This window comes from Methylibium sp. (genome assembly GCF_965279545.1).
Taxonomy (GTDB): domain Bacteria; phylum Pseudomonadota; class Gammaproteobacteria; order Burkholderiales; family Burkholderiaceae_C; genus Methylibium.
Genome location: NZ_OZ257250.1, coordinates 1,071,682 through 1,089,055, shown reverse-complemented (window position 1 = coordinate 1,089,055; position 17,374 = coordinate 1,071,682). Strand labels below are relative to the sequence as shown.

Annotated in this window: 16 protein-coding genes and 1 riboswitch; of the genes, 11 read left to right on the top strand and 5 right to left on the bottom strand. The window is 69.0% G+C overall.

Annotated elements, in window-relative coordinates; translation table 11 throughout:
• Window positions 1-45 precede the first annotated feature (45 nt).
• From ACQY9S_RS05085 to ACQY9S_RS05070, 4 genes are read right to left on the bottom strand one after another with little or no spacing between them, the layout of a single operon-like run.
• Window positions 46-1,035 (bottom strand): 2-hydroxyacid dehydrogenase, encoded by a 990-nt coding sequence (locus tag ACQY9S_RS05085; protein ID WP_428423548.1) that lies wholly within the window; start codon window positions 1,033-1,035, stop codon window positions 46-48.
• Window positions 1,036-1,048: 13 nt separating this feature from the next.
• Window positions 1,049-2,488 (bottom strand): sodium:proton antiporter, encoded by a 1,440-nt coding sequence (locus ACQY9S_RS05080; RefSeq protein WP_428423546.1) that lies wholly within the window; start codon window positions 2,486-2,488, stop codon window positions 1,049-1,051.
• On the bottom strand, window positions 2,485-3,438 hold the full coding sequence (locus ACQY9S_RS05075) for a delta(1)-pyrroline-2-carboxylate reductase family protein (protein ID WP_428423544.1): 954 nt from the start codon (window positions 3,436-3,438) through the stop codon (window positions 2,485-2,487). The genes ACQY9S_RS05080 and ACQY9S_RS05075 overlap by 4 nt, the downstream gene beginning before the upstream one ends.
• Window positions 3,439-3,446: 8 nt before the next feature.
• Complete coding sequence (locus tag ACQY9S_RS05070; protein WP_428423542.1) at window positions 3,447-4,415, bottom strand: histone deacetylase family protein; 969 nt, start codon at window positions 4,413-4,415, stop codon at window positions 3,447-3,449.
• A gap of 229 nt (window positions 4,416-4,644) precedes the next feature.
• On the opposite strand from ACQY9S_RS05070, the gene phaP reads away from it, so the two are divergent.
• A complete protein-coding gene (gene phaP / locus ACQY9S_RS05065) occupies window positions 4,645-5,190 on the top strand; it encodes a TIGR01841 family phasin (protein WP_428423540.1) in 546 nt (181 codons plus the stop codon).
• A gap of 230 nt (window positions 5,191-5,420) precedes the next feature.
• Here phaP and ACQY9S_RS05060 read toward each other — a convergent pair whose 3' ends face one another.
• A complete protein-coding gene (locus ACQY9S_RS05060; protein ID WP_428423538.1) occupies window positions 5,421-6,344 on the bottom strand; it encodes a patatin-like phospholipase family protein in 924 nt (307 codons plus the stop codon).
• Window positions 6,345-6,475: 131 nt separating this feature from the next.
• Between ACQY9S_RS05060 and ACQY9S_RS05055 the strand changes: the two genes are divergently transcribed.
• From ACQY9S_RS05055 to ACQY9S_RS05010, 10 genes are all read left to right on the top strand, one after another.
• Complete coding sequence (locus tag ACQY9S_RS05055) at window positions 6,476-7,243, top strand: sulfite exporter TauE/SafE family protein (protein WP_428423536.1); 768 nt, start codon at window positions 6,476-6,478, stop codon at window positions 7,241-7,243.
• A 22-nt stretch (window positions 7,244-7,265) separates the two neighbouring features.
• On the top strand, window positions 7,266-8,975 hold the full coding sequence (locus tag ACQY9S_RS05050) for a nitrite/sulfite reductase (protein ID WP_428423534.1): 1,710 nt from the start codon (window positions 7,266-7,268) through the stop codon (window positions 8,973-8,975).
• The gene (locus tag ACQY9S_RS05045; RefSeq protein WP_428423532.1) at window positions 8,972-9,520 is read left to right on the top strand and encodes a DUF934 domain-containing protein; all 549 of its coding nucleotides are present in this window, start codon (window positions 8,972-8,974) and stop codon (window positions 9,518-9,520) included. Before ACQY9S_RS05050 ends, ACQY9S_RS05045 begins: the two co-directional genes overlap by 4 nt.
• Window positions 9,517-10,266, top strand: coding sequence for a phosphoadenylyl-sulfate reductase (locus tag ACQY9S_RS05040; protein WP_428423530.1), 750 nt, complete (start codon window positions 9,517-9,519; stop codon window positions 10,264-10,266). Before ACQY9S_RS05045 ends, ACQY9S_RS05040 begins: the two co-directional genes overlap by 4 nt.
• Window positions 10,263-11,234 carry a sulfate adenylyltransferase subunit CysD gene (cysD, locus tag ACQY9S_RS05035; protein ID WP_428423528.1) on the top strand — a complete coding sequence of 324 codons (972 nt, stop codon included), beginning with the start codon at window positions 10,263-10,265 and terminating at the stop codon, window positions 11,232-11,234. Before ACQY9S_RS05040 ends, cysD begins: the two co-directional genes overlap by 4 nt.
• Before the next feature lie 103 nt (window positions 11,235-11,337).
• Complete coding sequence (locus tag ACQY9S_RS05030) at window positions 11,338-12,624, top strand: sulfate adenylyltransferase subunit 1 (RefSeq protein WP_428423526.1); 1,287 nt, start codon at window positions 11,338-11,340, stop codon at window positions 12,622-12,624.
• A 13-nt stretch (window positions 12,625-12,637) separates the two neighbouring features.
• Window positions 12,638-13,420 carry a uroporphyrinogen-III C-methyltransferase gene (gene cobA, locus ACQY9S_RS05025; protein WP_428423524.1) on the top strand — a complete coding sequence of 261 codons (783 nt, stop codon included), beginning with the start codon at window positions 12,638-12,640 and terminating at the stop codon, window positions 13,418-13,420.
• 53 nt (window positions 13,421-13,473) lie between these two features.
• Entirely contained in the window at window positions 13,474-13,797 is a 324-nt protein-coding gene (gene fdxA, locus ACQY9S_RS05020) for a ferredoxin FdxA (protein ID WP_428423522.1), read from the top strand.
• 20 nt (window positions 13,798-13,817) lie between these two features.
• Window positions 13,818-14,918 carry an NAD(P)/FAD-dependent oxidoreductase gene (locus ACQY9S_RS05015; RefSeq protein WP_428423520.1) on the top strand — a complete coding sequence of 367 codons (1,101 nt, stop codon included), beginning with the start codon at window positions 13,818-13,820 and terminating at the stop codon, window positions 14,916-14,918.
• Between the two features lie 104 nt (window positions 14,919-15,022).
• Window positions 15,023-15,136, top strand: a riboswitch (TPP riboswitch).
• A gap of 66 nt (window positions 15,137-15,202) precedes the next feature.
• Window positions 15,203-17,368, top strand: a complete 2,166-nt coding sequence (locus ACQY9S_RS05010) for a TonB-dependent siderophore receptor (RefSeq protein WP_428423518.1) — start codon at window positions 15,203-15,205, stop codon at window positions 17,366-17,368.
• The last annotated feature ends 6 nt before the right edge of the window (window positions 17,369-17,374 follow it).

Sequence of the window (17,374 nt, the reverse complement as noted above, 5' to 3'; positions counted from 1 at the left end):
TTGTGTCAGCCCGGCCCGGCCGGCTGCGGCAGGGCAGCCGGCGCTTCAGCGCGGCAGCACTGCGGGATTCACCGGCGTCGGCGGCCGACCGGCCTGCGGCCCCCGGCCCAGCGCCGCGATCAGGTTGTCGACCGCCAGGCTGGCCATCGCGCGGCGCGTGGCGACGGAAGCGCTTGCGATGTGCGGCGTCAGCACGATGTTCGGCAGCTCGAGCAGCGCCGGGTTCAGCTTCGGTTCGCCCTCGTACACGTCGAGCCCGGCTGCAGCGATGCGGCGCGCCTTCAGCGCCTCGGCCAGCGCGGCGTCGTCGACCACGCCGCCGCGCGCGATGTTGGTGAGCGTCGCGGCCGGCTTCATCTGCGCCAGCTCGGCCGCGCCGATTGCATGGTGAGAGGCCGGTGAATACGGCAGCACCAGCATCAGGTGGTCGGACTCGCGCAGCAAGCTCGCCTTGTCGACATAGCGCGCCCTCAGGCCGGCCTCGATTTCCGGGGCCAGCCGCGAGCGGTTGTGATAGATCACCGGCATGCCGAAGCCGAGCGCACCGCGCCGAGCGATGGCCTGGCCGATGCGGCCCATGCCGAGGATGCCGAGCGTGGCGCCGTGCACGTCGGAGCCGACGAGCTGGTCGTAGTGCCACTTCGTCCATTCGCCGCGCCGCAGGTAGTGCTCCGACTCGGTGATGCGCCGCGCCGCGGCCATCATCAGCGCGAAGCCGAAGTCGGCCGTGGTCTCGGTCAGCACGTCGGGCGTGTTGGTGACGATCACGCCGCGCTCGGTGCAGGCCGCCAGGTCGATGTTGTTGTAGCCGACCGCCATGTTGCACACCGCGCGCAGCTGCGGACAGGCCGCGAGCACCTCGGCGTCGATGCGCTCGCTGCCGGTGGTGAAGGCGCCCGCCTTGCCCTGCAGCCGGGCGATCAGCTGCGCCTTGTCGAGCACCGTGTCGGCGGGGTTGTCGTCGACCTCGAAATGCGTGCGCAGGCGCTCGATGATGTCGGGGAAGGCGGCGCGTGCCACCAGGACCTTGTCCATGCGTTCGTACTCCTCAGCGCAACCAGATGAATGTCATGACCGCGAACAGCGGCAGCAGGATGCCGAGGCTCCAGGCCATGTAGCCGAAGAAGCCGGGCATGCGCAGCCCGCGGTCCTCGGCGATCGCCTTGACCATCAGGTTGGGCGCATTGCCGATGTAGCTGTTGGCGCCCATGAACACCGAGCCGGCCGAAATGGCCGCGAGCACCGGCGCCAGCGTCGTCATCAGCACCTGCGGTTCGCCGCCGGCAAGATTGAAGAACACCAGGTAGGTCGGTGCGTTGTCGAGAAAGCTCGACAGCAGGCCCGAGGCCCAGAAGTACATGGCCGGGATCGGCTGTCCGTCGGGCGCGGTCACCAGGCCGACGATCGGTGCGAACACACCCGCCGGGCCGGCCTTCAGCATCGCCAGCACCGGCGCGATGGTCAGGAAGATGCCGGCGAACAGCTTGCCCACCTCCAGCATCGGCGCCCAGTTGAACTGGTTGCTCTCGTGCACGCCGGCCGGCGTGAGTTTCAGTGACAGCAGGGCCACGAGAACCAGCATGACATCGCGCACCAGTTGCGGCAGGCCCACCGATGTGCCGAACACGACGAACTCGACGCCCGGCCGCCAGGTGCCGCTCATCAGCACCAGGGCGACGATCACCCCCAGGAGCAGCAGGTTGAACTGTCCCTCGATCGCGAAGCCCGGCGTGTCGGGCGTCGGATCCGTCGGGCCCGCGCCTTCCTTCGCGTAGTAGCGACTGTCGATGACATAGAAGAGAGCCAGCAGCGCACCGACCAGGAACAGCGTCTCGGGAAAGAGGTGCTTCACGGTCCAGAAGAAGTCCACGCCCTTCAGGAAACCGAGAAACAGCGGCGGGTCGCCCAGCGGCGTCAGCGAGCCGCCGGCGTTGGAGACGATGAAGATGAAGAAGATGATCACGTGCGCCGCGTGCTTGCGGTTGTCGTTGGCGCGGATCAGCGGACGGATCAGCAGCACCGACGCGCCGGTGGTGCCCATGAAACTGGCGAGCACCGCGCCGATGCTCATCAGCACCGCATTGAAGCCTGGGCTGCCATGGAAATTGCCGCGGATGTGGATGCCGCCGGCCACGGTGAACAGCGCCGTCAGCAGGATGATGAACGGGACGTACTCCGCCAGCGCCGCATGCACCAGCGCCGCACCCGCCGCGCCGACGCCGAACAGCGCCGCAAACGGCAGCACGAAGGCGAGCGCCCAGCCGAGCGCCACCTTGCCGTAGTGGTGGTGCCAGAAGCCCGGCGCCAGCAGAGGAATCAGCGCGATCGACAGCAGGAGGCCGGCGAAGGGCGTGGCCCACGCGGCACCCAGCGCGGCGCCGTCGATCGCGGCGGCACTGGCCACAGCCGGCAGGCCGCAGCCGAGCGCCACGAGCACGGCACGCGGTCGTGTGACGCCAGGTCCGACCGTTGCGCCTCGAGGATTCATGAGGTCGCGAGCATACGGTGCGCGACGTGGGCGGCGGCCAGGTCCCACGCGGCCTGGCCCACGGTCTTGAACACCGGTGCCGCCCCCGCCGGCGCCGGCTCATCGAGATGGTCCACCAGTTCGCTGACCTGCGACCAGTCGATCGCCGCCTGGATCAGATCGCCCGCCTCGCTGCGCGCACCCTCGAGCGCATCGACGATCACGCGCCGGGAGCGCAGCAGCGCGGGCGGCAACTCGGCCATCTGCGGCGTGAATGCACCGACGCCGACGACGAGCAGCGCGGCAGGCAGGTGCTCGGGCAGCACCGGCCGCAGGCTGGTGGTCAGCGTGACGACCGCCTGTGCCGCGTCGAGCGCACCGGCCAGCGTGGCGTGTGCCGTCAAGGTGACACCGCCCAGCTCGGCGCCGAGCGCCTCGGCACATGCCTCGGCCTGTGCCCTCGTGCGCCCGACGAGGTGCAGCGCACTCACCTCGCCCAGTTCAGCCAGCAGCCGCGCATGCTCCAGCGCCTGTGCGCCGGTGCCCAGCAGCGCCACCGAACGGACCGGCGACGCGCCCAGCACGCGCAGGCCCAGCGCGGTAACGGCCGCGGTGCGGCGCGCGGTGACCGTCGGGCCGTCCAGCAGCATCAGGGCGCGCCCGTCGCGTGCATCGGCGACGACGAGCTGGGCATGGATCGTCGGCAGACCGCGGGCCGGATTGGCCGGATGCACGGCCACCAGCTTCGTGATGGCCAGCTCGTCGTCGGCCGCCGGCATCACCAAATAGCGGCCACCACCCGGCAGCGACAGTGTCAGCCGCTCGGGCGCCGTGATCTTGCCGGCCCGGCGCGCGCGCATCGCGGCAGCCACGGCACTGACCAGCGCCGCGGCCGGCAGCAGGGTCCGGGTTGCCGGGGCGTCGAAAGTCTGCATCGCGGCACGCCGGTCCGAAGACGAGGGATCGGGCATGCGGACGACTATCGAAGGCCGGGCGCGACATCGCCAAACGCTGTGCGCGGCGCCTGCCAGGCCGCCCAGCCGGCGAGCGCCTCGCGGTAGGTCGCCAGCTGCACGGCGACCGTGTCCTCGATGTTCACCCCGTAGCCGCCACCCATCGTCACGACGACCGGGATGCGGCGTTCGGTGCAAGCTGCAAAGACGCGCCGGTCGCGCTCGGCCATGCCTGCCGTGCTGAGTCGAAGGCGCCCGAGCCGGTCGCCTTCGTGCGGATCGGCTCCGGCCAGGTAGAACACCAGGCCCGGCAGCGCCTCCCGATGGCGTGCCCAGAGCGTGGCCAGCGCAGCATCCAACGCGCCCAGGTAGGCAGCGTCGCGACAGCCATCGGGCAGCTCGACGTCGAGGTCGCTCGCCTCCTTGCGGAAGGGGAAGTTCTTCGCGCCGTGCAGCGACAGCGTGAACACGGTCGGGTCGTCAGCAAAAATCGCCGCCGTGCCGTTGCCCTGGTGCACGTCGAGATCGATCACCGCCACCCGCAGCAGCACGTGCCGGGTGCATTGCCACTCGGCCTGCATCAGCCGGGCAGCGACGGCAATGTCGTTGAAGACGCAGTAGCCCGACCCCTTGTCGGCGAAGGCATGGTGCGTGCCGCCGGCGAGGTTGGCTGCCACGCCCTCTTGCAGCGCCCGGCGGGCGGCCTCGATCGTCGCACCGACCGAGCGGCGCGAACGCTCGACCATGGGCTCGGACCATGGGAAGCCGATCTCGCGCTGCTGCGCCGCGCTCAGCGCGCCTTCAGCCACCGCATTCACCCAGGCCGGGTCGTGCACCCGCGCCAGTTCGTCGTCGCTCGCCGCCGGGGCTGCAGCGAGGTGCACCGCCGGCAACTCGGCGGCAATGCGGTCGCGCAGCATCCGGTACTTCGCCATCGGGAATCGGTGACCCTCGGGCAGCGGCAGGACGTAGTGGTCGCTGTAGTAGGCGTGCATGAGAGCGCGGATTGTGTCCCGCCCTTCTCGATCATGCCGGAGCTCCGGCCGCCCCCCAACCGCCGCGGCAGACGGGGGCATCGGCGCGGTGGCTTAGGGGAAGACTTCTAGATTGCTGCAACGCAACAAAAAAGACTTGAAAGCTGCTGCCACGTCCGTATACTTCCTTCCATGCTGCAGTGCATCAAACGTTGCAGCCTAACCCCCTGCAACCTCTGGAGACCCGAACATGCTGACCGCCGAACAAATCATTGCCGCCCACAAGGCCAACCTCGAGACCCTGTTCGGTCTCACCACCAAGGCTTTCGAAGGCGTCGAGAAGCTTGTCGAGCTGAACCTGCAAGTCGCGAAGTCCGGTCTGGGCGACGCCGCCGAACACGCCAAGGCCAGCCTGTCGGCCAAGGACGCGCAAGAGCTGTTGGCACTGCAAGCCACCCTGTTGCAGCCGGCAGCCGAGAAGGCCGCCGCCTACAGCCGCCTCGTCTACGACATCGCTTCGGGCACCAACGCCGAAGTGACCAAGATCGCCGAAAGCAAGATCAGCGAAGCACAGAAGAGCTTCCTGGCCGTGGTGGACACCGCCATCAAGAATGCGCCGGCCGGCACCGAGAACGCCGCCGCGCTGGTGAAGTCGGCTGTCGCCGCGGCCAACAACGCGCTCGAGAGCGTGACGAAGGCCGCCAAGCAGGCCCAGGAAGTGGCCGAAGCCAACTTCCAGGCGCTGAACACCAACGCGGTCAAGGCCACGCAAGCCGCGACCAAGACCCGTCGCTGAAGCACCCGAGCCTCACAAATATTTACGTGGGGCGCATTGAACTCGTGAGACTGCCCTCTATCTGATGACGGTGAGACGCTGCCCTGCTGGTGGCGCCTCCCCCCCCGTAAGGTTGTCTCCTCGGTACCCCGCGAACATTGGTTCCAGGTACCTTTCGGCCCGGACTTGTTCCGGGCCGTTTTTATTTCCGGCCGGGCTGGCGTTGCGGCAGTGCAAGTGCCGCCATGGTTTCAATGCGTCTTCGCAGCGATGCGGGCGCGCAGGTCGGCCAGCACCATCAATGCGGCCTCCCGTCCGGCGAGCACGGACAGCCGGCGAGCGCCGAAGTCCGCGCCCGAGACACCCTGCAGCTTCGGCCGCATCACCACGTCGGCGTCCCGCAACTGGTACTGCCCCAGATTGCGGCCCATGATCGCGAAGGTCTGCAGCAGCATCTTGAGCGCGTCGCCGGTCGGTTGACCCTCGGTCGCGGCAGAGATGTCGACCGCAATCACGAGCTCTGCGCCCATCTGCCGGGCAAACTGCACCGGCACCGGCGCCACCAGCCCGCCGTCGACGTACTCGCGGGTTCCGATCCGGACCGGCTCGAACAGGGCCGGCACCGCACTGGACGCCCGCACGGCAACGCCGGGATCGCCACGCCGGAACAGGATGGCCTCGCCGCTGCCCAGGTCGGTGGCGACGATGCCCAGCGGGATCTTCATCGCCTCGATCTGCCGGCCCTCGGTGTGCTGGCGCACATACCTGGCCAGGCCTTCTCCGCGCAGGACGCCGCGACCGGGGTACATCCAGTCGGTCAGCGCCGACTCGTCCATGCTGTCGGCCAGCGACCCGAGTTCGACCCCGCTCTTGCCCGAGGCCCACATCGCCGCCACGAGGCTGCCCGCCGAGGTGCCGACCACGAGGTCCGGGCGTATGCCCTGTTCTTCCAGCACCTGGATCACGCCGATGTGCGCGAAGCCCCGTGCGGCGCCACCGCCCAGCACCAGGCCGATGCGGGGAGGACGGGGCACGGGTTGGGGGAGCGCAGGCGCGGTGGGCACCTCGGTCACCGGCGGCCGGGGGGTCGTGCCACAGCCGGCCAGAACCAAGCCAGCACAGGCCGCGCCACGCAGGCAACGGCGGCGGGTCCAGATCGCTCGATTGTCAGACATTAAAATGGCTTTGTTGATTGCTCTTTATTCCACCGACAGATAAGCAATTCATTTATCTGTTGTTCGCATTTGCTCATGCGGTCCCTACAGTTCGACACTGACAAGCTTTTTGCGGCGGCGCAACACATCTCATGGACTTGATCGCGGTGCTCATCGGTTTCGGCGTTGGCGCCATTGTCGGCATGACCGGCGTGGGCGGCGGTTCGCTGATGACGCCGCTGATGCTGGGTGTGTTCGGTCTGCCGCCCGCGGTGGCGATCGGCACCGATCTGTGGTTTGCCGGGCTGACCAAGATCTCGGGCTCGGTGGCGCACTGGCGGCACCAGAACATCGACAACCGCATCCTGAAGCAACTGCTTGCAGGCAGCATACCGGCGGCCGTGGCGACGATTGCCCTGATGCACGCCACCGGCGTGACGAAGGCGTGGGCCAGCACGCTGACGCTGGCCCTCGGCATCGCCCTGCTGATCACCGCGGTGACCGTGGCCTACCGGCAGGCCTGGCACACGGTCGGGCTGAAGCTGGAGCGCTGGCTGCCGCCAGAGCGCAAGGCCGCCTGGACGGTCGCCTCCGGCGTGTTGCTGGGCGTGCTGGTGTCACTGAGTTCGATCGGCGCGGGCGCGATCGGCGCCACCCTGATCCTGTTGCTGCATCCGCGCATCGAGACGCGCCGCCTGGTCGGTACCGACATCGCCCACGCGGTGCCGCTGACCCTGGTGGCCGGGCTCGGTCATGCAACGCTGGGCCACGTGGACTGGCTGCTGCTGGCCGCGTTGCTGGCCGGCTCGATCCCCGGCATCTGGATCGGTGCGCAGCTCACGCGCAAGATGCCCGAGCGACTGGTGCGCGGCCTGCTGTGCACTGCCCTGGTGACCGCGGGCGTGAAGGTCATTTACTGATTGATGGTTTGACAGACGAGCGATGTACCAATACACCCATTTCGATCGCGCTTTCGTGCACCAGCGCGCCGCGCAGTACCGAGACCAGCTCGAGCGCAACCTCGCCGGCACGCTGGGTGACGATGAATTCCGCCCCCTGCGCCTGCAGAACGGCTGGTACATCCAGCGCCATGCGCCGATGCTGCGCGTGGCGGTGCCCTACGGAGAGCTGAACAGCCGCCAGCTGCGTCAACTGGCGAAGATCGGCCGCGAACACGACCGCGGCTACGCGCACTTCACGACCCGCCAGAACGTCCAGTTCAACTGGATCCCGCTCGACAAGAGCGCCGACGTGATGGACCTGCTGGCCGAGGTCGACCTGCACGGCATCCAGACCAGCGGCAACTGCATCCGCAACACGACCAGTGACGCGCTGGCCGGCGTGGCGCCGGACGAGCTGGTCGACCCGCGGCCCTACTGTGAGATCCTGCGGCAGTGGACCACGCTGCACCCGGAGTTCGCCTTCCTGCCGCGCAAGTTCAAGATCGCCGTCACCGGCGCTGTCGAAGACCGCGCCGCGACCGCCTGGCACGACATCGGCCTGCACCTGCACGAGAACGACGCTGGCGAGGTGGGCTTTCGCGTGCTGGTCGGCGGCGGCATGGGGCGCACGCCGATCCCGGGCACGGTGATCCGCGAGTTCCTGCCGTGGCAGCAGATCCTCGTGTTCATCGAAGCGATCGTGCGCGTCTACAACCGCTACGGCCGGCGCGACAACATGTACAAGGCGCGCATCAAGATCCTGGTCAAGGCCGAGGGCGAGCGCTTCATCGAGCAGGTGGCCCGGGAATTCGACGCCATCCTGAACCGCGACGTCGACGGCGACGCCCAGTTGATCCCGCAGGCCGAACTGGACCGTGTGGCCGCCTGCTTCCGCCTGCCGCAGGGCGTGGCCGCGCACGAGAGCACCGGTGACGGCGCACCGGCCGACGCGCCGCTCGCCTACCGCAAGTGGCTCGAGCGCAACGTGCATGGCCACCGCCTCGGCGGCTACCGTGCGGTGACGCTGTCGGTCAAGCGGGCCGGCCAGGCGCCCGGCGACGCGACCGACCGGCAATTCGACCTGGCCGCCGATCTCGCCGACCGCTATTCGAGCGGCGAAGCGCGGGTCACCCACGACCAGAACCTGCTGCTGCCCTGGGTCCGCGAAGAAGACCTGTATGCCCTGTGGCAAGCCGCTCGCGACGCCGGCTACGCGACGCCCAACATCGGCCTGCTGAGCGACATGATCGCCTGCCCCGGCGGCGACTTCTGCGCGCTCGCCAACGCACGATCGATCCCGGTCGCCGCGCAGATCACCGAGCGCTTCGAGGACATCGACGAGCTCTACGACATCGGCGACATCGACCTGCACATCAGCGGCTGCATCAACTCCTGCGGCCACCACCACAGCGGCCACATCGGCATCCTCGGCGTCGACAAGGACGGCATGGAGTGGTACCAGGTCTCGCTGGGCGGCTCGGACGGCTCGACGCTGAGCGGCGGGCTGGCTTCGGCCGTGCCCGGCAAGGTGATCGGCCCGTCGTTCGCGGCCGACGAGGTGGTCGATGCCATCGAAGCGGTGATCGAGACCTACCGCGGCCAGCGGGCGGCCAACGAGCGTTTCATCGACACGGTCCGGCGCATCGGCCTCGACCCGTTCAAGAGCGCCGCCAATGCAGTGCGACGCAGCACCGCGAAGGTGGCCGCATGAAGTTCATCGACATCCACCATGACACCTGGCACACCGTCGGCGGCGAAGACGGGCCGATAGTCACGATCACGCCCGCGGCCCATCGCCTGCTGACGCTGCTGCAGTGGCACAGCGTGCGCAGCCTGTGGCCCGCTGACCTGCCGGTCGGCGTGGTCCTGCCCAACGACGCCGACGTCGAGTCGCTCGAGAGCGACCTGCCCCGGCTCGCGCTGATCGCACTGCACTTCCCGAAATGGGTCGACGGCCGCGCCTACAGCCAGGCGCGGCTGCTGCGCTCGCGCTATCGCTTCAAGGGCGAGGTGCGCGCCACCGGCGACGTGCTGGTGGACATGATGCCCCTGCTCGCGCGCACCGGCTTCGACGCAGTGGCGCTGCGCGCCGACCAGTCGATCGAGGTGGCCCAGCGGGCGCTCGGTTTCTTCCGCGGTCACTACCAGGGCGACGCGCGAGACAACCACCCGCTGTTCGCGCTGACGCCGGACGCCATCGAGGCCTTGGCCAAGGAGCCGGCGCGCGAGTTCGTGAGCCAGGGGGCCGCGATATGAGCGCGATCGCTCTCTACGCCCGGGCCACCGACGGCTTCGACAGCCGCGTCGCGCACACGGTCGAGTTGCTGCGCAGCGCCGCGGCGGAGCACGCAGGCCGCATCGTGCAGGCCACCAGCCTTGGTGCGGAAGACATGGTGATCACGGACCTGGTCGCCCGCCATGCGCTGCCGATCGCGATCGGCACGCTCGAGACCGGCAAGCTGCACGCCGAGACGGTGGCGCTGATCGACCGCATCGAGCAGCACTACGGCCTGGCGGTCGAGGTCTACCGTCCGCAGCACGACGCCGTGATCGAATTCGTGCGCAGCCATGGCGAGGAGCCGATGTACAAGAGCATTGCGCTGCGCAAGGGCTGCTGCGGCATCCGCAAGCTCGAGCCCCTGTCGCGCATGCTTGGCCAACGCAGTGCCTGGGTCACCGGCCTGCGCCGCGAGCAGTCCGACGCGCGCGGCGAAGTGCCTTTCCGCGACCATGACGACGCCGGCCGCCTGAAGCTCAACGCGCTGGCCGACTGGAGCTGGGCCGACGTGTGGCACTACATCGACCAGAACCAGGTGCCCTACAACCCGCTGCACGACCAGTTCATGCCCAGCATCGGCTGTGCACCGTGCACCCGCGCCATCGCCGTCGGCGAACCCTTCCGCGCCGGACGCTGGTGGTGGGAGGACGAAGCCGCCAAGGAATGCGGTCTGCACGTGCACCAGGACGAGCCTGCCGTCTCCGCCCTCGGAGCCTCCCAATGAACGCGCCCCTCGCCATGAACCAACTGCTGCCCGAAGTCGACCACCGCCATCTCGACGCGCTGGAAGAGGAGGCGATCTTCATCCTGCGCGAGGTGGCCGGCACCTTCGAACGCCCGGCCTTGCTGTTCTCCGGCGGCAAGGACTCCTGCGTCGTGCTGCGCCTGGCCGAGAAGGCCTTCAAGATGCGCCAGCGCGACTCGACCGACCTCAACGAGTTCGAAGGCCGCCTGCCCTTCCCGCTGCTGCACGTCGACACCGGCCACAACTTCCCGGAAGTGATCGAGTTCCGCGACCGCCGCATCGAGGAGATGGGCGAGCGTCTCGTGGTCGGCCACCTCGAAGACTCCATCCGTCGCGGCACGATCCGCCTGTCGCACCCGCTCGAATCGCGCAACGGCCACCAGACGGTGGCGCTGCTCGAGGCGATCGAGGAGCACCGCTTCGACTGCCTGATCGGCGGTGCGCGCCGCGACGAGGAGAAGGCGCGCGCCAAGGAGCGCATCTTCAGCCACCGCGACAGCTTCGGCCAATGGCTGCCCAAGGAGCAGCGCCCCGAACTGTGGAGCCTGTTCAACACGCGCATCAGGCCGGGCGAGCATTTCCGCGCCTTCCCGATCAGCAACTGGACCGAGCTCGACGTCTGGCTCTACATCGCCCGCGAGAACATTCCGCTGCCCGGGCTGTACTTCGCACACCAGCGCGAAGTCATCCGCCGCAAGGGCCTGCTGGTGCCGCTGACCGACGTGACACCGCCCGAGGCGGGCGAAACCGTGGAGACGGCGCTGGTGCGCTTTCGCACCGTCGGCGACATGACCTGCACCTGCCCGGTCGAAAGCCCGGCGGCGAACGCCGCCGAGATCGTGGCCGAAACGCTGACGGTCACGGTCAGCGAGCGTGGCGCCACGCGCATGGACGACCGCACCTCGGACGCCTCGATGGAGCGCCGCAAGAAGGAAGGCTATTTCTGAAGCCCTGACCACCCCCACGCTCACTTCGTTCACTGCCCCCCGAGGGGGCGTGGGCCTTCCTTGGGGCGGCCCGGCGAAAGGCCCGGCTCTGCATCACACCACCATGAATGACGAACTCCAGCACCGCGCACTGCGCTTCCTGACCGCCGGCTCCGTCGACGACGGCAAGAGCACGCTGATCGGGCGCCTGCTCTACGACAGCCGCGCCATCCTCGCCGACCAGCTCGACGCGCTGGAGAAGCGCGCCGCGGGCAGCGCGATCGACCTGTCGCTGTTGACCGACGGCCTCGAGGCCGAGCGCGAGCAAGGCATCACGATCGACGTTGCCTACCGCTACTTCGCAACGCGCCAGCGCAAGTTCATCATCGCCGACGCACCGGGCCACGAGCAGTACACGCGCAACATGGTCACCGCGGCCGCCGGCAGCGATGCCGCGGTGGTGCTGGTCGACATCACCAAGCTGGACTGGCGCACGAAGCCCGTGCAGCTGCTCCCGCAAACGCGCCGCCACTCGCTGCTCGCCCAGTTGCTGCGCGTGCCGAGCATCGTGTTCGCGATCAACAAGCTCGACGCGGTCGACGCCGAGGCCGAGGCCGCCTTCTCGGCGGTGAGCGAGGCGCTGAGCCTCTTCGCCGCCCAGGCGGGCATCACGCCGGCCGGCATCGTGCCGGTGTCGGCACTGCGCGGCGACAACGTCACCGTGCGCTCCGACGTCTGGAACTGGTACACCGGGTCGACGCTGCTGGAACTGCTGCACACGCTGCCCGCGACCGACGAGCGCCATGACGGCGCGCTGCTGATCCCCGTGCAATACGTGGCCAAGCAGAGCGAACAGGGCACCGGCCACCAGCCGCGCACGATCTGGGGCCGCATCGCGCACGGCCGCGTGCGCGCCGGCGACGCGGTGCAGGTGTTCCCGAGCGGGCAGACGGCCATCGTGGCGCAAGTGCGTTGCGCCGGGGCGGTGGTGGACGGCTGCGAGGCCGGCCAGTCGGCCGGCCTGGTGCTCGACCGCCAGCTCGACGTCTCGCGCGGCGACTGGATCGCCAGCACCGCCCCGCTGCAGACCACCCAACGCTTCGCCGCCACGCTGGCCTGGCTCGACACCGAGCCGGCCCAGGTGGGCCGCAAGTACTGGGTGCGCCACGGCCACCGCTGGGTGCAGGCGCGCATCACGGCGATCGACAGCCGGCGCGACATCCACACGCTGGAAAACAGCGACGCGCACGAGCTCGCGGTCAACGAGATCGGCCAGGTGCAGATCGAAACGCAGTCACCGCTGCCGGTCGAAGCCTATGTGGCCAACCGCATCGGCGGTGCGCTGATCGTCGTCGACCCGACCAGCAACCGCACCAGCGGCGCATTGCTGGTGGCCGCCACTGCGGCGTGAGCCGGCGGGCACGATGAGCCACCCCGTCGTCTTCATCGGTGCCGGCCCGGGTGCAGCGGACCTGATCACCGTGCGCGGTGCCCGCCGGCTGGCCGAGGCCGAGGTCGTGCTGTTCGACGCCCTCACCGACCCGGGCTTGCGCGAACTCGCGCCGCGGGCGCGCTGGGTCGATGTCGGCAAGCGCGGCTTCTGCCACGCGACCGGCCAGACACGCATCAACGCGCTGCTGGTGAAGTTTGCGGCGCTCGGCCTGCGTGTCGTGCGCCTCAAGGGCGGCGACCCCAGCGTGTTCGGCCGGCTCGAGGAGGAACTGCAGGCGCTGGCCGCCGAAGGCCACACCGCAGAGATCGTGCCCGGCATCACGGCGGCGATCGCCGCGGCCGCCGCGACGCAACGCCCGCTCACCCGCCGGGGCAGCGGCCGCAGCGTCAGCCTCACCACCGCGATGACGCGCACCGGCGAGTTGCAGGCCACGCGCACCGCCGACACCGAGGTGTTCTACATGGCCGGGCGCCAGCTCGCTGCGCTGTCGCACCGTCTGCGCGGGGCCGGATGGGCACCGGACACGCCCGTGTGCGTGGTCTCGCGCGCCGGCTGTGTCGACCAGCTGAGCAGCGATCACAGCGTTGCCACGCTGATGGAAGCCAGCGTGCTTCACACCGGCCGGCCGGCGGTGGTGGCGGTCGGCGTGGGTGCACGTGCGCTCCCCGGTGCCACGCCCACCGCAAGGGCCGGGCTGCAAGCCCCCTGCCGCGTCGAGTCACCCGCCCGCCCGGTGAAAACCCCAAGCCCTTAAAATCGAGTGCTTTGCGTCGCGCGACGCAGTCCTCCACCCAGCCTGAACCCGCCATGACCCACGTCGTCACCGAAGCCTGCATCCGCTGCAAATACACCGACTGTGTCGATGTCTGTCCGGTGGATTGCTTCCGCGAGGGCCCGAACTTCCTGGTGATCGATCCGGACGAATGCATCGACTGCGCCGTTTGCATCCCGGAGTGCCCGGTCAATGCCATCCTGCCCGAAGAAGACGTGCCCGGCGACCAGCAGAAGTTCATCGCCATCAATGTCGAGCTGTCGAAGAACTGGCCCAGCATCACCAAGCGCAAGGCGCCACTGCCCGATGCCGACGACTGGAAAGACCGGACCGACAAGCTCGGCGAACTGATCCGCTGAATCCACTTTTGCCTTCTCACATGGACCCGCAAATCAACCCCGCCATCACCGCGACCGCAAACAGCCACGACGGCCCGATCGAAACCGACGCGGTCATCGTCGGCGCCGGCCCGGTGGGCCTGTTCCAGGTGTTCGAGCTCGGCCTGCTCGAGATCAAGGCCCACATCATCGACTCGCTCGCCTACCCGGGTGGCCAGTGCATCGAGCTCTACCCCGACAAGCCGATCTACGACATCCCGGCGGTGCCGGTGTGCACCGGCAAGGAGCTCACCGACAACCTGCTCAAGCAGATCGAGCCCTTCGGTGCGACCTTCCACCTGGGCCAGGAGGTCACGCGGGTGGCCAAGCGCGAGGACGGCCGCTTCGATCTCGAGACGAGCAAGGGCACGCGCTTCATCACCAAGACCGTCTTCATCGCCGGCGGCGTGGGCTCGTTCCAGCCGCGACTGCTGAAGGTCGACGGGCTCGACAAGTTCGACGGCAGCCAGCTGCATTACCGCGTGCGCAACCCGGCACAGTTCGCCGGCAAGAACCTGCTGATCGTCGGCGGCGGCGACTCGGCGCTCGACTGGACGCTGAACTTCGTGCAGGAAGGCCCGCACAGGGCCGAGAGCGTGATCCTCGTGCACCGCCGCGATGGCTTCAAGGCCGCGCCCGCCTCGGTCGCGAAGATGCGGGAGCTGTGCGACGCCTACGAGATGCAGTTCATCGTCGGCCAGGTCACCGGCTTCGAGGAGGCCGACGGCCGGCTCAGGAGCGTGAAGGTGACCGGCGGCGACGGCGTGACCCGCGTGGTGCCGCTCGACGTGCTGCTGGTGTTCTTCGGCCTGAGCCCGAAGCTCGGCCCGATCGCCGAGTGGGGCCTGAGCATCGAGCGCAAGCAGGTGGTCGTCGACACCGAGAAGTTCGAGACCAACGTGCCCGGCATCTTCGCGGTCGGTGACATCAACGTCTACCCGGGCAAGAAGAAGCTGATCCTCTCCGGCTTCCACGAAGCGGCGCTGGCGGCCTTCGGCGCGGCGCCCTACATCTTCCCGGACAAGCGCATCCACCTGCAATACACCACCACCAGCCCGAAGCTGCACAAGGTGCTGGGCGTGGAAACGCCGGTGTTCGACTGAAGTTCGACCGCCGCCGCGCGAAGAGCCCGCCGCCCGCGGGCTCTTTCGTTTTCGGTGTGCGCGCTGTCGCGCCATAATCGACACCGTGCCGCGCAACACCGCGCGGCACCTGCTAGGGGTGTTGACCCGCTCTCGCAAGAGACGGCGGGCTCGACTGAGAAAGTCCCTTCGAACCTGATTGAGGTAATCCTCGCGCAGGGAAGCGATCTTCGGTGTGACTCGTCCCGCTGTGCCGGGATGGCCGCCTTGCGGAACCGCCGCCCTGCCGTCGCACTGGAAGCACGATGGCAACACGACATTTCACCCTCACCCGCGTGGCGCTGGCCGCGATGGCATGCACCGCCGCGGCCCACGCTGCCGACGTGGCCGACGACGCGACCGCCTTGCCCACCGTCAGCATCACCGGGCCGCGCGAGACCAACAGCGCCGAACTCACCGGCTTTGGCAACATCCCGCTCACGCGCAGCCCGCTGCAGGCGCACGTGGTCACGGAGTCGCAACTCAAGGATGCCGGCGCGCAGAACCTGCGCGCGCTCACGCGCGTGGACGCCAGCGCCAGCGATGCCTACAACAGCGTGGGCTACTGGGACTCGCTGACCGTGCGCGGCTTCGTGCTCGACCAGCGCTACAACTACCGCCGCGACGGTCTGCCGATCAACGCCGAGAGCGCCATCCCGCTCGACAACAAGTCACGCCTCGAACTGCTGAAGGGCACCAGCGGCATCCAGGCCGGCATCAGCGCACCGGGCGGTCTGGTGAATCTGGTGGTCAAGCGCCCCGACATCGACGTGCGCAACGCCACGCTGGAATGGCGTGGGTCCAACAGCGTGCTCGGTGCGGTGGATCTCGCCACCCGCTTCGGCGCCGACCGCGCCTTCGGCCTGCGCGTCAACGCCGCCGTCGAGCACCTCGACCCGGAGCTGCGCAACGCCAAGGGCCGGCGCCACCTGTTTGCACTGGCCGGTGACTGGCGCCTCACACCCGACACCCTGCTCGAAGCCGAGTTCGAGACCAGCCACCGCTCGCAGCCCAGCCAGCCCGGCTTCAGCCTGCTCGGCAACCGCGTGCCCGACGCGCGCAGCGTCGACCCGCGCCTCAACCTCAACAACCAGCCGTGGTCGCTGCCGGTGGTGCTGGACGGCAACACCGCCAGCCTGCGCCTGCAGCAGCGGCTGAGCGCCGACTGGAGCGCCAAGGCGCACTACGCGACGCAGCAGCTCAGGACCGACGACCGCCTGGCGTTTCCGTTCGGCTGCGGCGCAGAGGGCAATTTCGACCGCTACTGCAGCGACGGTAGCTACGACCTCTACGACTTTCGCAGCGAGAACGAGCACCGCCGCACCGACGCGCTCGACCTGTCGCTGCAGGGCCGCTTCGCCACCGCCGGCCTGGCGCACCAGCTGACCACCGGCGTGTTGTTCACGCGCTTCAAGGCCCGCTTCGAAGGGCAGATCAACAACCGCTCGCTCGACATCAATGGCGACGAGCTGGGCAGCGGCAACATCGACGGCACGCAGGTGGCGTTTGCGAACACCGGCTTCGTGAGCGACAACACCCACCGTCGCGAGCGCAACGCCGAACTCTACGTTCGCGACGTGGTCCAGCTGACACCGGAACTCAGCACCTGGCTCGGCCTGCGCCACACGCGGCTGCACCGCGACACCATCACGACCTCCGGCCAGGAGCCCACCGACTACAGCCAGAACGTCACCACGCCCTGGATCGCACTGAACTACGAGTGGCAACCGGGCTTGATGACCTACGCCAGCTGGGGCCAGGGCATCGAGACCCAGGTAGTGCCGAACCGGCCGTCGACCTACAGCAATGCCGGGCAGGCGCTGCCCGCCCTCAAGAGCCGCCAGCTCGAGATCGGCGTCAAGGGCCGCGCCGACCTGTGGAACTGGAGCCTCGCCGCCTTCGAGATCGACCGGCCGACCTATGCCCTCGCCGCCGGCGCGCCCGCCCCCAGTCCGCTCGGCCCGGACGGCAGCGCGCGGCATCGCGGCATCGAAGCCGGCGTCGATGCCCGCACCGGCGCCTGGACCTGGGCGGCCAGCGCCATGCTGCTGCATGCCGAGCGCATCGGCAGCAGCGACGCCACCGTGAACGGCCAGCGCCCGCCCAACGTGCCGCAGCGGGTGCTCAAGCTGCAGGCGCAGTACCAGGTGGCCAGCGCGCCCGGCCTCAGCTTGCAAGGGGGTGTGGTGGCCGAGAGCGACCGCACGCTGCTGCCGAACGACGGCAACACGCGCATCCCAGGCTGGGCCCGCCTCGACCTGGGCGCGCGCTACGAGCACAAGCTCGAGGCACGCACACTGGTGTGGCGCGTGGGCGTCGACAACGCGACCGACCACCGCGCCTGGCAGGAATCGCCCTACCAGTTCGAGCACGTCTACCTCTACCCGATGGCGCCGCGCACCTGGCGCGTCTCGCTCAGCGCGGACTTGTGAGACCGC

Bases quoted from the DNA above. Each gene is read 5' to 3' on its own strand.
- ACQY9S_RS05085 (WP_428423548.1), bottom strand. From the start codon at position 1,035: ATGGACAAGGTCCTGGTGGCACGCGCCGCCTTCCCCGACATCATCGAG.
- ACQY9S_RS05080 (WP_428423546.1), bottom strand. From the start codon at position 2,488: ATGAATCCTCGAGGCGCAACGGTCGGACCTGGCGTCACACGACCGCGT.
- ACQY9S_RS05075 (WP_428423544.1), bottom strand. From the start codon at position 3,438: ATGCCCGATCCCTCGTCTTCGGACCGGCGTGCCGCGATGCAGACTTTC.
- ACQY9S_RS05070 (WP_428423542.1), bottom strand. From the start codon at position 4,415: ATGCACGCCTACTACAGCGACCACTACGTCCTGCCGCTGCCCGAGGGT.
- phaP (WP_428423540.1), top strand. From the start codon at position 4,645: ATGCTGACCGCCGAACAAATCATTGCCGCCCACAAGGCCAACCTCGAG.
- ACQY9S_RS05060 (WP_428423538.1), bottom strand. From the start codon at position 6,344: ATGTCTGACAATCGAGCGATCTGGACCCGCCGCCGTTGCCTGCGTGGC.
- ACQY9S_RS05055 (WP_428423536.1), top strand. From the start codon at position 6,476: ATGGACTTGATCGCGGTGCTCATCGGTTTCGGCGTTGGCGCCATTGTC.
- ACQY9S_RS05050 (WP_428423534.1), top strand. From the start codon at position 7,266: ATGTACCAATACACCCATTTCGATCGCGCTTTCGTGCACCAGCGCGCC.
- ACQY9S_RS05045 (WP_428423532.1), top strand. From the start codon at position 8,972: ATGAAGTTCATCGACATCCACCATGACACCTGGCACACCGTCGGCGGC.
- ACQY9S_RS05040 (WP_428423530.1), top strand. From the start codon at position 9,517: ATGAGCGCGATCGCTCTCTACGCCCGGGCCACCGACGGCTTCGACAGC.
- cysD (WP_428423528.1), top strand. From the start codon at position 10,263: ATGAACGCGCCCCTCGCCATGAACCAACTGCTGCCCGAAGTCGACCAC.
- ACQY9S_RS05030 (WP_428423526.1), top strand. From the start codon at position 11,338: ATGAATGACGAACTCCAGCACCGCGCACTGCGCTTCCTGACCGCCGGC.
- cobA (WP_428423524.1), top strand. From the start codon at position 12,638: ATGAGCCACCCCGTCGTCTTCATCGGTGCCGGCCCGGGTGCAGCGGAC.
- fdxA (WP_428423522.1), top strand. From the start codon at position 13,474: ATGACCCACGTCGTCACCGAAGCCTGCATCCGCTGCAAATACACCGAC.
- ACQY9S_RS05015 (WP_428423520.1), top strand. From the start codon at position 13,818: ATGGACCCGCAAATCAACCCCGCCATCACCGCGACCGCAAACAGCCAC.
- ACQY9S_RS05010 (WP_428423518.1), top strand. From the start codon at position 15,203: ATGGCAACACGACATTTCACCCTCACCCGCGTGGCGCTGGCCGCGATG.